The 13,720-nt window shown below is 48.1% G+C and carries 4 protein-coding genes; 1 reads left to right on the top strand and 3 read right to left on the bottom strand.

Annotated elements, in window-relative coordinates; genetic code table 11:
* The first annotated feature begins 25 nt into the window (after positions 1–25).
* Positions 26–931 (top strand): glycosyltransferase family 8 protein, encoded by a 906-nt coding sequence (locus LHUE1_RS10730; protein WP_049169419.1) that lies wholly within the window; start codon positions 26–28, stop codon positions 929–931.
* Positions 932–990: 59 nt separating this feature from the next.
* Here LHUE1_RS10730 and LHUE1_RS10725 read toward each other — a convergent pair whose 3' ends face one another.
* From LHUE1_RS10725 to LHUE1_RS10715, 3 genes are all read right to left on the bottom strand, one after another.
* Positions 991–2,544 (bottom strand): glycosyltransferase, encoded by a 1,554-nt coding sequence (locus LHUE1_RS10725; protein WP_049169418.1) that lies wholly within the window; start codon positions 2,542–2,544, stop codon positions 991–993.
* Complete coding sequence (locus tag LHUE1_RS10720; protein WP_049169417.1) at positions 2,541–4,061, bottom strand: glycosyltransferase; 1,521 nt, start codon at positions 4,059–4,061, stop codon at positions 2,541–2,543. Before LHUE1_RS10720 ends, LHUE1_RS10725 begins: the two co-directional genes overlap by 4 nt.
* Before the next feature lie 349 nt (positions 4,062–4,410).
* Positions 4,411–13,719: an LPXTG cell wall anchor domain-containing protein gene (locus LHUE1_RS10715; RefSeq protein ID WP_277848249.1), complete on the bottom strand. Its 9,309-nt coding sequence runs from the start codon at positions 13,717–13,719 to the stop codon at positions 4,411–4,413.
* Between the last annotated feature and the right edge of the window lies 1 nt (position 13,720).

Below are 13,720 nucleotides of genomic sequence, written 5' to 3'. Positions count from 1 at the left end.
CAGCAAAGATTCTGGAGGCTTCTGAATGAGTGAAAATGCCGTTGTTTTCTGCGTCACCCGACTTCATCTTCAATTAACCGCTGTGGCGATCACTTCGATTTTGGAAAATTATCAAAATACCCAACCATTACAGATTCTGGTTGTCTGTGAGGATGTCCAGCAACCGGATATCGACTATATTAAAACCCTGCCCCAAAAGTTTGGTTTACCGCAAGTCACCGTCGACTTTTGGAGTAAACCCAGCGAAGTCGATCAAATATCGCCGGACTTTACAATTGGCGAAGGTGTGCCGGTCCCGCCCATGGCAATTTGGCGGCTGTTTACCCCTAATTATTTTGCCAACTATCAGAAGCTGCTTTACTTAGATAATGACGTGATTGTCAAAACCGATGTCAGCCGTTTGTTTGACTTGTTGGACGAGCACCATGTTCTGGCAGCCGTTCCCGATTTTTTGTTTGCGGCTTCCAAAAACTACTACGAGGATCAGTATCCGGCCGAAGAACTCTACGGCATGAAATCCATGCGGCACTACTTCAATAATGGCATGATGATTATTAACACCGCTCAGTTCAACCAAATGATTCCGGTCGACAAGCTGATTACAACCATCAACACGACCCACTGGCATTTAGCCGACCAGACAATTCTCAATATTCTTCTGGAAGGCCACGTGCAGCTTTTGCCGTGGCGCTTCAATTATCAACACGATCTCACCTACTTACACAATCCCGATTATCACTGGGATCCGCAGTTGGTGCAAAAGATCATTGACGACTATGCGCGGATTGTGATTCGCCACTTTGCCGGCAGCGGATTTTTAGCATTACCTTACGAGCACGTTCAGGTCAGCGATGAATGGGATCTGGAATTTTGGCGTCTGCTTGAAAAAGTCAAAAAAGCTAGTCGGGTAAGCCGTCCCAGTCAAGACTAGTTTCCAGAAAACAAAGAGGTTCAGTCATCAGTAGCCGTTGACGATTGAACCTCTTTGTTTTATTTATTTTGGATTTTGCCATCAACCGGCACCTGAAGATCATCCAAAAATGCCCGCCACTTTGCTACAACATGAGCTTTTGAATAAACCTGCGCCAGTTTCTTAGCCGCCACACTCTGCGCCTGCCACAAGTCCGCATCGGTCAAAACCTGGGTCAGACGGTTGGCCAAAGTTGTCCGATCACTGAGTGGCACTAAGAAGCCATTTTGGCCATCTTTGATTTGCTCGTTGATGCCGTAATGCACATCGTAAGCCACAGCAGGCATGCCGTGAGCCAGGCTTTGCATCAAGGCGAGGTTAAAGCCTTCATAATAACCGGTTAAGGCTAAAACCGTTCCTTGGTCAAACGGTTTACTTAAGTCAGGCACATAGCCCATAAACCGCACATGATCTTGCAGGTGCGCTTCAGCAACCTGTTTTTGCAACTTATGATAATACGATTGGTAGTTGACGTAGCCATAAATTTCCAGTTGAACGTCCGGGACCCGCTGTTGGATTGACCGGACCGCCTCAATGAGTTGATCGAGTTGCTTTTCCGGGTGAATGCGGGCAACGCTGATGATTGTGTGCTTTTTCCGGTGGTTTAGCGGTACAGGCGATTTTTCTAAAAGCGTAGACTCGTTATACGATGGTGGAATGGCCCAGGTTTTGACGCCGGAACGTTGGTGTAAATCAGCTGCTTGGCTTTTGGTGGCGGTCACAAAGCCGATGACGCTTTCCGGATGATCGATTTCCTGCTGGACGCGATCCACGTATGGACTTTTCATCGGATCATTAGGGTCTTGGGTGTGGGCGGAGTGCCGAACCGCAATGACTTTTGGATGCGTGGGAAGGGCAAACAACGGCGCGTCCCCCATTTCCGGCCAGTCAGCAAAGAAATAGGCAGGCTGGCCGATCGCCTGCAAACGCGATAAGAAGGCGGTTATCAGCTCCTGCCGCGTCGTGAAGATACTGAGACCATCATCCGTTTGAAGGGTAGTTTCCTGCAACACACTATGCCCGGCATCGTCTTTTTGGTAGGTGTTTTCATAACCTACCTTGCCATCTGGACGCATCATCTGTTCTGTCGTCAGATAGCCATCTTCATCAAAGATATGCCGCATCGATAAAAACCCACGCACATCATAATAGTCTGTCTGCAGTAATTGATCGCGGTGCCCGAAGAAATCAATTTTATCAATCTGATCGGGTGCAGACGGATACCCTGAGTCCGGCTTAGCTAAAGTCACCGTCACGACCCGATAACGCCCTTTGTAGTAATGCACCTGTCGCGCTTGGCGAACCGGCGTGACTAAATTACCAAAATCAAGATCAGCCAGCGTCCGCCGCGGGCCATGATAAAGAACGGCTTGCTGAAAAAAGTCATTCATATTGATGCAATCTTCCGCCACAATGCCGGCTCTGAAGCGATTCAAATCACTGAACCGATTATAGATGGTGGATATGATTTTAACCGGCACACCCATTTCTTTAAAAAGGCGATAACGTTGGCGAATGGCATAATCAATGCCGGAGAATTCATAACGGATCACATCTGTCATTAAATAAATCATTTATTCTGCTCCCTTGCTGGTTGAATAAATTGATCCTGCCATGCCTGCCACACTTTGTTCTCGCTGAACCGCGCCGCACTCGTATAAGCCCCATCACTCAATTGGCGAAGCAGCTGATCATCCTTGAACAATGCAATCGCCTTTTCTGCCAATGCATGAATATCGCCATTCTTAACGATATAACCACTTTTCCCATCTATAATGATGTCACTGGGGCCATAATTAACATCGTAACTGATCGCGGGAACACCGTGCGACTGCGCCTCTAGCAGCGCTAAACCAAACCCTTCATAGCGGCTGGAAATCAGCATCAATTGCGCGTTGTTATAGACACTGGTTAAATCCGGCGTGTAGGCAACAAACGTAACCGCATCGTGCAAGTGTGCATCATTGACTTGCTTTTGCAACTGATCCATTAATTTTTGATCATTGATGTAGCCATGAATGCTTAACGTTGCATCTGGAACAGCCTGTCTTATCTGAACAAAGGCGCTGATCGTGTCCTCGAGTCGCTTTTGTTCATGAATCCTGGAGACACTGATAATATGATGCGATTGCCGCTTGTCGAAGGGAACGTGTTTTTCTGCCAACGTTTGATCAGTAACAAATCCAGCCGGGACCGTTTTAATCGGAAAGCTTTTAACTCGCTTTGCAATCATCGAAGACTGCTTATGCGTTGAAGTAAACAGCCCCTGGAACCGCGACGCCTCCTTTATTTCTGCGCCAAGCGTCTCACTCAGCGCACCGGTTAATGGGGCATCAGCCGCAGTATGCACGTTATGCCAAAATGAAATCGTATAGACATGTTGCTGCATATGATAGATACCCGGATCCACCGCATACGAACGGTCAGCGATCATCCCTTCCGCATCTTGCTTGACTAACTGATCATAAAAGAACCCTGTCAGCTCGTCATCTGAATCAAAATAATAGGATCGCGCATAATAACGCAACCAGATTCGTTCAGCCTGATCCCCTTTTACGTTCTGGAATTGCTTGACAATGACCGGCACGCCCACGGCATCATAAAACACTTGGCGGTCATGCCCTCCTGAAGCAGCGTAATAAATAGAACTCGACAAAAAGCCCCGGACATCATACAAATCCTTACGTTGCAGTTTGCCATTTGTGCCATAATACTCAACCCGTTCGATCTGGCCCTTTTCATAAAAAGTATAATCCGTGAACGTCCAGACCTGCATCACTTTTTGGCCTTTGCGACGATATATGACGTTCATTCCATTGTCTTCTGCGTCAGCATTCACAACTTTAAAATTCGCGATATTTTCTCGAGGACCATGATAAAATAAGCGACTTTGAAAAAAATCATACAGATTAACAACATCGTCGGGCATTAATGATTCGCGCGTTAAATACAAATACTGATACCGCGCATAAGTGAACGTTGCGATTTTAGCCGGAACATTGTGCTTTTGAAACAGGATCAAGCGCTTCATCTGAGCATTCTCGATGCCTGAGTTATTATAATCAATTGCCGATGTTAAGAAGTAAAACATAAGCAGCTCCTTCTCGTAAAAGCCAATGAAGATTATGCATAAAAATCGAATCTGAACAATTCATTACATCCATAATTTTAGCACAGATATACGTTTTTTTAATTCGTAATGGCTCTGTTTTCAATAAAAAAGCATCCCGTTTGAATGTACAATTTGACTCGTTCATCAAACAAGATGCTTTTTTGGAGAGCGTGAGCCATCCCGCTTAGAAACCGGAGTGTAAGTGGCCTCGGGCGTGATGGCTGGGCTTTGCCATCGCGTCCGAGGTCCTTACACGCAGGTTTCTGGGCTGGCGAACGCGTTATGGTTCAAGTGTCAGAAACGCTTGTCTGATAGGCAATTTTCATGCTCAATCGTCGGAACGCTTGCGTTTCTTTAGGCCGCCAAGGAGCAGTGAGAAGCCTGCCAGCAGCAATCCCCAAATCGAGAGACTTGTAGCCTGCTCATCGCCAGTTTGTGGTAACTGACGGCGAGCATTGCCATTACGAGCATTGCCATTAATAGTCTTATTTCCAGAATGAGTGTTGGTGTCAACCCGATTCTTATCACTATTAGACGTATTGCCAACCCTGTGATCGTTTGGTTCAGGCTTTTTGGCCGTATCACTCGGCTTCGTCACATGATCGCTAGGCTTTTCGTCAGACTCGCCACCACCAGTACCTGGTAACTCGTGCTGACTGGTTTTGCCGTTAAACATTAATTGAGCAGTTGCGTAGGTAACCGCGCCACTTCCGCTATCATGACCGTTGACAAATCTTGTGCCAAACGCAATCTCAACCTTATAACCCGATTGATCCGCCAACTTGGTCAGGATGAATTCGATCGTATTGGCTGGAATGCTATCACTCGCTGTTTGGTTCTGTGCTTTCGTGAATGCAGAAACTAAAACGTACTTGAGTGAAGCTGGATCAAGCGAATGACCGTAAATGTCCGTGATGCTCGTGATCATACTCTTAATGGTGTCTGCAGTGATGGCAGCATCGTTGTTAATGTTAATGTCATGAATCACCACGACCGGACTCCGCAAGTTATCACCGATCAGGTTGTTGCCTGAATTATTGTTGCCTTGGTTATTTGACCCGATATTGCCATTTCCGACATTGTTCGAGCCGACATTATCACTCCCTTGATTATTGTTGCCTTGGTTGCTGTTACCGTTGTTGTTAGAACCGATGTTACCGTTACCGGTATTGTTGTTGCCGTGATTGTTATTACCAGTATTATTGGATCCCACATTACTATGGCCAATGTTTTGGTCACCGAAGTTGTCGGAACCAGCATTGCTGTTGCCGGTGTTGTTGTCACCTGAGTTATTCGAGCCCACGTTGCTGTTACCAGTGTTGTTGTCGCCTGAGTTGTTTAAACCGGCATTACTGTTGCCAGTATTGTTGTCGCCGTAATTGTTCGCGCCAGCATTACTGTTGCCAGTGTTGCTATCGCCGGAATTGTTCGATCCGGTATTATCGTTACCAGTATTGTTGTCACCCGAATTGTTCGAACCGATGTTACTGATACCGGTATTGTTGTCGCCTGAATTATTCGAGCCCTCATTACCATTACCAGTGTTATTGTCACCAGAATTATTCGAGCCAGCATTATTGTTGCCGGTGTTGTTGTCACCGGCGTTGTTTGAACCCGAGTTGCTATTTCCAGTGTTGTTGTCGCCAAAGTTATTCGAACCAGCGTTACTGTTGCCGGTATTGTTGTCACCAGAATTATTCGAGCCCTTATTTCCATTACCAGTGTTGTCGTCTCCGGTATTCTTGTTACCCGAGTTACTGTTCCCGGTATTGTTGTCACCGGTATTGTCCGAACCCGAATTGCTGTTGCCGGTGTTGCCGTCACCAGAATTATTCGAGCCCTTATTAGCATTGCCAGTGTTGCCGTCGCCAGAATTGTTTGATCCCAAATTGCTATTTCCAGTGTTGTTGTCGCCCGAGTTGTTGGAACCAGCATTATTATTCCCAGTATTGTTGTCACCGGTATTGCTGTTGCCAGAGTTGTTGGAGCCAGCGTTACTGTTGCCGGTGTTGTTGTCTCCAGTATTGTTCGAGCCCTTATTACTATTACCAGTGTTATTCGAGCCTGTATTGCTATTTCCGATGTTTCCGTCGCCAGAGTTATTGTTGCCTGAGTTGTTCGAGCCTTTATTACCGTTGCCAGTGTTGCTATCTCCGGAGTTGTTAGAACCAGCGTTGTTATTCCCGGTATTGTTGTCACCGGAATTATTCAGGCCCGAATTGTTGTTGCCGGTGTTGTTATCGCCAGTGTTGTTTGAACCAGCATTGCTATTTCCGGTGTTGTTGTCACCGGAATTATTCGAGCCCTTATTACCATCGCCAGTGTTGGCGTCGCCGGTATTGTTCGAACCTGAGTTACTATTGCCGGTGTTACCATCGCCGGTATTGTTGTTACCAGAATTGTTCGAGCCTTTATTACCGTTGCCAGTGTTGGCGTCCCCAGTATTGTTTGAACCCGAGTTACTATTGCCGGTGTTGTTGTCGCCGGTGTTGTCCGAGCCGGCATTATTGTTACCAGTGTTGCCGTCGCCAAAATTATTGGAACCCGAGTTGTTATTACCGGTGTTTTGATCACCTGAGTTGCTTGAACCTTTATTACCGTTACCGGTGTTGTTGTCGCCAGAATTATTCGAACCCTTATTTCCATTACCAGTGTTGTCGTCTCCGGTATTATTGTCGCCGGAGTTGTTGTTACCCGAATTGCTGTTTCCGGTATTGTTGTCACCGGCATTGTTCAAGCCCGAATTGCTGTTTCCGGTATTGTTGTCACCAGTATTGTTGGAACCCGAGTTACTGTTGCCGGTATTGTTGTCACCAGTATTGTCCGAACCAGAGTTGCTATTACCGGTGTTGTTGTCGCCAGAATTATTCGAGCCCTTATTTCCATTACCACTGTTATCGTCCCCGGTATTGTTGTTGCCCGAGTTGTTGGAACCAGCATTGTTATTCCCAGTATTGTTCGAACCCGTATTGCCGTTGCCGCTGTTGCTGTCACCAGAATTGTTCGAGCCCTTATTACCATTACCAGTGTTATCGTCGCCGGTATTGTTGTCACCCGAGTTGTTTGAACCTGAGTTGCCGTTACCGGTGTTGCTGTCGCCAGTGTTGTTCGAGCCCTTATTGCCATTACCACTGTTGTCGTCCCCGGTATTATTGTTGCCTGAGTTGTTCGAGCCTTTATTACCGTTGCCAGTGTTGCTATCTCCGGAGTTGTTAGAACCAGCGTTGTTATTCCCGGTATTGTTGTCACCGGAATTATTCGAGCCCTCATTTCCATTACCAGTGTTGTCATCCCCGGTATTGTTGTTACCCGAGTTGTTGGAACCAGCATTACTGTTACCGGTATTCTTGTCTCCGGAGTTGTTGTTACCCGAGTTACTATTACCGGTGTTGTTTTCGCCAGTATTATTCGAGCCCTTATTGCCATTACCAGTGTTGCTATCACCAGTATTGTTCGAGCCCTTATTGCCATTACCACTGTTGTCATCGCCGGTATTATTGTTACCCGTGTTGTTCGAACCAGCGTTGTTGTTGCCGCTGTTGCTGTCACCGGAATTATTCGAACCCGTATTACCATTACCAGTGTTGTCGTCCCCGGTATTGCTGTTGCCCGAGTTGTTTGAACCTGAGTTGCTGTTACCGGTGTTGCTGTCTCCAGTGTTGTTCGAGCCCTTATTGCCATTACCACTGTTGTCGTCCCCGGTATTGTTCGAGCCCGAATTGCTGTTACCGATATTGTTGTCGCCAGTGTTGTTTGAACCAGCGTTATTGTTGCCGCTGTTGCTGTCACCGGAATTATTCGAGCCCTTATTACCATTACCAGTGTTATCGTCCCCGGTATTGTTCGAGCCCTTATTGCCATTACCACTGTTGTCGTCCCCGGTATTGTTCGAGCCCGAATTGCTGTTACCGGTGTTGTTGTCGCCAGTGTTGTTTGAACCAGCGTTACTGTTTCCGGTGTTGCTGTCGCCAGTGTTATTCGAACCCTTATTTCCATTACCAGTGTTATCGTCCCCGGTATTATTGTTACCCGAGTTGTTCGAACCAGCGTTGTTGTTGCCGCTGTTGCTGTCACCGGTGTTGTTTGATCCCTTATTACTGTTGCCAGTGTTATTGTCTCCGGTATTGTTGTCTCCAGTATTGTTCGATCCCGAGTTGCTGTTACCGCTGTTGCTGTCGCCAGAGTTATTAGAGCCCTTATTTCCATTGCCAGTGTTGTCGTTGCCGGTATTGTTGTCTCCAGTATTGTTCGAGCCTGAGTTGCTGTTACCGGTGTTTCCGTCGCCAGAGTTATTGTTGCCTGAGTTGTTCGATCCCTTATTACTGTTGCCAGTGTTATTGTCTCCGGAGTTGTTCGAACCCGAATTACTATTACCAGTGTTGTCGTCCCCGGTATTGTTGTTGCCCGAGTTACTGTTGCCAGTGTTGTTGTCTCCGGTATTGTTCGAGCCCGAATTGCTGTTACCACTGTTATCGTCACCAGAATTATTCGAGCCCTTATTTCCATTACCAGTGTTGTCATCCCCGGTATTGTTGTTACCCGAGTTGTTGGAACCAGCATTACTGTTACCGGTATTCTTGTCTCCGGAGTTGTTGTCCCCGGTATTGTTCGAGCCCGAGTTACTGTTACCGGTGTTGTTGTCGCCAGTATTATTCGAGCCCTTATTACCGTTACCAGTGTTGTCGTCGCCTGTATTGTTGTTACCAGAGTTACTGTTGCCCGTGTTATTGTCTCCGGTATTGTTTGAGCCCGAATTGCTGTTACCGGTGTTGTTGTCGCCAGTATTATTCGAACCAGCATTACTGTTACCGGTATTCTTGTCTCCGGTATTGTTGTTACCCGAGTTACTGTTGCCGGTGTTATTGTCACCGGCATTGTCCGAACCCGAATTGCTGTTACCGGTGTTATTGTCACCGGTATTGTTCGAACCAGTATTACCGTTACCAGTGTTGTCGTCTCCGGAGTTGTTCGAACCCGTGTTGCCGCTGCCATGATTATTCGCAGCAGTGTTCGCTGCAGCCGTTGCTTGCGCTTTGCTGTTTGCCTCGGAAGCCAGTGCTGCCTCGCTTGAAGCTAGACTGGCTGCAGTTGATGCCTCGTCGGCAGCGCTACTTGCTGCAGAGTTGTTTCCTTCTATGCTAGCTGAAGTTGCAACTACCGCAGCACTTGAAGCTTGGACCGCGTAACTTGCCGCATTTGATGCTGCTGTGCTTGCAGATTGAGCAGCCGAACTGATAGCAGCATCATCTGGCCAACTAGCTGCAGCCTTGGCTGCTGCATCTGCGGCAATTGATGCATTTTTCGCTGCCGTTTCCGCATCAATAGCTGATTCGGAAGCAATTTTTGCATATTCAGCCGTTGCTCTCTTGGCGTATTCCTCAGCAGTCGCTGCTGCATCGATCGCGTTCTTCTTGGCAACCGCAGCATTGCTGGCAGCTAAAAGCGCTGTAGCTGCCGCAGAAGAAGCTGTCGCCGTTGAACCAGCTACTTCAGCACTTGATGCAAGAGCCGCGGCACTTGAGGCAAGGGTAGCATAACTATTGGCCTCAGAACTTGCTGAAAGGGCAACCGAAGCAGCACTGGCGGCATAACTTGCTGCAGTGGATTGCAGACTGCTGTTTGAGGCGTACGAATTAGCAACCTCGGCATAGGACGATGCAACATTAGCAAAGTCCGTTACCTCTTGAGCACTTGATGAAGCTGCCGCTGCCGCACTTGAAGCAGCTGTTGCATAGATACTGTTAACCGTCAGTTTTGCCGGACCAAGCTTAATTGTCTGGGTTTTTTTATTGGACGTATAACTTACGACCAAATAATAATAAGCACCATCTGTTAACTCAACATTATTCAGCGTCAAGCTATTGCTTGTTGCACCGGAAATGGCACTTCCTGAATCGTTGGCTGAATTAGCTTTATACCATTGATATTTAATATCACCAGAATCCAGCGTCGTCTGCGGGATAAACGTAATATCCGTGCCGACGTTGGCCGTTTGATCGGTAAGGCCATTGCCAATCGTGACTGTCTTAGAATCTGAATGGGTCGACCCATCACTGTTTGTAATCGTAACAGTAATCGTCGTTTGTCCGGTCTTACGAGCCGTTAAATTACCAGTACTATCAATTGTGGCAACAGACTGATCACTACTACTCCAAGTGACAGTCCCTGTAGCGTTGTCCGGGTCCGTTGCGTACGTATACGACCCTTTCTGACCTTCAAGAACATAATCATCACCGTTAACAATCGTTATTCTGTTTGCATGAATGTCATTTTCATAGACATCGACTTGGCCGACGCCGCTGTACCCCGTGTCGTTAAATCCACTAGCTGCCTGAAAAGATGCCTGAAAACGTAGAGATCCAGCATAGTCAGTCGTTTTAAAAGTCAATGTACTTAAAGCATTACGATTAAACCAGCTGTCTTTACCATTAACCACTGCATTCGTTACATGAAAGTCTTTAATATATTGGCTCGCATCCGCAACAGATATCCATTTTCCTTGAACAAACACATACCAAGTGACGGCCCAAGTGGTGTCGAAAGGTCTGAAGCCTATATAGTAACTTGCCGCCAACGTTACCGTTTTACCACCAGTCACTGTGGAGACATTTTGCGGAGATACACCTTTCCCTTGTGCTACGACAATACCAAGTGGAACCCAGGCATCGCTGGAAACCGCTCCTTTGGTCGAAGTGGTATCAAGCGAATAGTTCTTGACCCGTTCGGCCAGTGACGACGCTGTAGCTGCATTGCTTGTGGCCATAGAGGCAAAGGTTGATGCTTGGACCGCAGCAGAACTTGCTGCCGTTGCATAGGAACTCGCCGCAAGCAAATCGTTAGCCGCCACAGCGCTGGATGCCAAACTCAACTGATTCACCGCTTGCGTCGCGGCAATTAACTCTGAGCCGCGATTGAGATCAACTTGTTGGGCAAAACTCGAAGCAGCACTCGCATAAGCATAGGCTAGCGATGTGTTCTTAAGTGCGCTTGCGGAACTCGCGACCGCGGCGACCGAATTAGCTGTTGACTCGGCAGCTGTTGCGGCACTGGTAGCTGCGGTTATCTGGTCGACATAAACCTTAGATTGGTTAGCAAAAATCTTCGCAATACCTTCACTGCGGACGCTAGTAGCTGCTGATGCTTGCTGATACGCTTGGCTCATCGTTGTGTTTGCTGTTAAAGCAGCCAAAGATGCCTTGGTAAAATCACTCCCAGCTGACTTAGCCAATGCTGCTTGGCTTGAGGCATCATTTGCCGAACTAGTCGCCAACGAAAGCGCCTGACTGGCTTGGGAAAGATACGTCTGGGCATTTGAAGTCAGCGCAGGATCAAGCGTTGCGAACGCATTAGCGAGGGCCGCATACTCGGAACTTGCCAGAGAGGCGGCCTGACTAGCCGCTGAAGCAGCAGCACTTGCCTTAGTGGCATAACTAGATGTCAGGTACTCAGCGGTTTTATCGTGTTCAACACTTGACGGATCACCTGCAGCCGCACCCATTGCAGAATTGACTGATTCTTCGGTTTTAGCAGCAGCACTGCTTGTTTCAGCTGCTGCCGAACTGAGAGCAACCGCGGCTGAAGAAGCCAATGCCGCGTATGAAGCAGCAGATGCGTACTGACCACTGCTTTCTGCCGTTGACGCACTCACAGCGGCTTCACTCGTTGCTTTAGCTAGACTATTTGCGGTGGTGGCCGCAGCACTTGCTATAGCAGCATAGGAATTTGCCAGACTGGCGAAATAAGCCGCCGCTTGGCCACTTGTATCAGCGTTGTTTTTCAGATCCGTAATGGCTTGGCTAGCTGATTGCTCCGCAGTGTTCGCGGCTGATGCATAATTGGCAGCTTTGCTATTGGCCGCTTGGGCTTGCTCAGTGTAAGAACCTTTAGGGTCACTAACGAGAATCGTGATGGTGTTAGAGGCAGCACTGAAGGTTTTCGTGAAAACCCCCCACTCACTTCTTGTTCCACTTGCGACTACTTGGAAGAAGTAAGTGCCAGCAAAGTCTGGTTTAAACGCCAGTGAAGCATCTGAATTGCTAATCTTCTGCCAATTCTTACCGTCAGTTGACTCGTACCAATTATAGGTTGGGGTACCTTGAACCTTGTTGTTCGGTCCTAAGTTGCCAATTGTTGTACTTAAATTTGCGGTACCGCCTAACGTTAATGCATTCGTCGACGTTACTAAGGATAACGTCGCTTCCGGGGTATCTGATTTTTCAGCTGACTGCGTTCCGGAAATATCCTTGTTAAACTGTGCCGCCAAACTGGCTGCCTTTTGCGCTGCGGCCGCATAGGAAAGCGCTGCTGCGGCGACACTGCTATTGACGCCAGCTAACGAGTTCGCCACTTGAACGCTAGCAGGTTGAATGGCGGCATTGCTGCTGGCCACGGCCGCTGCGCTGGAAGCTTGGTTGGCTAAGCTCGTTGACTGTCCGGCATAACTAGTTGCCTGAACTGTTTTGGCAGCAGATGCGGTTGATGAAGCAAGGCTTACTGCACTATCCGCAGTGCTGGCAGCAAGGCTTGCGGATGAAGTCGTTTTAGCCCGAAAATCAGCAATCGCCAAAGAGTTGGCCACCTCAGCACTTGAAGAAGCTGCATTGTACTGAGTGATAGCCTGCACATCAGCAGTATCTGCCTGCGTTTTAAACTGGGCTAAAATAGCATCCCCTGCCACAACAGCATCGAAGTTGCCACTAGCGGCTGCCGAACTTGCTGCCTGATATTGTGTGGCTGCAGATGCTGCTGCTTGTGCGGCTGCGGTTGCTGCCTGACTAGCACTAACTGCAGCCGAAGAAGCAGCCAAATAAGCCGCCTTCACATCGTTGTTACCCGCAGCATACTGGGTCGCAGTATAGGCGGATGTCACTTTTTGTGTGGCCGCACTGGCTTGTCCCCTAGCTCTGTCGGCAACTGATGCTGTCGCCGCTGCCGCACTGCTTTGCGCGGCTAAAATACTCGGCATGGCTGCTACAGCTGCATCATGAGCGGCCGTTGAAGCCAGCCCGGCATAGTTGCCAATTAACGAGGCGGCACTTTTTGCATTTGTTGTGGCGGTTGATGCTGCTGCGTTGTTCTTTTGTTCAGCATACATCGATGCCAGCGTTGCATAGTGATTGACGAGCTTCTGGACATCAAGTGCACTGTTATAAGCTTGGGTTGCCTTGGTTGCCGCGGCACTGGCATTGGCATTGCCAGCTGCCCGACTAGCATAACTCTCAGCTATAGCAGCATAGGAAGATACGGTTGCTAACTCAGCGGAAACCGATTTAACTAGTTCCGGATCAACGGTGCTTGGCGCCTCGCTTGAAGTTGCCACCGATGCCGTACTTGTTGGCACAGTTGCCGTTGGCTGAGATGGCGTTGCTGCGGATGATTCAGCTGCCGAGCTAGCGGTTGAACTTGTATTTTGACTGGCCGCCGATACGGTAGCGTCCTTTGTATTTGGTGCGGCGACCTGACTGCTGGTGGCAACGCTGTCATCAGCCAAAACCTGCTGCGACTGACTCACTTGTGCACTGCCAAACCCCAAAGCAAGAACGAACATGGAAGCAAAAACCCAATGCTTCCCATCTTTATACATCTTAAAATTCGTTTCTTTTACATTTTTATTTCGCTTTAAATTAATGAAAGCCATG

Origin of the sequence: Lacticaseibacillus huelsenbergensis, from assembly GCF_029726355.1 — a bacterium.
In the GTDB taxonomy this organism is placed as follows: domain Bacteria; phylum Bacillota; class Bacilli; order Lactobacillales; family Lactobacillaceae; genus Lacticaseibacillus; species Lacticaseibacillus casei.
The sequence above is the reverse complement of the archived record's forward strand: the minus strand, read 5'-3'. Positions and strand labels throughout refer to the sequence as shown.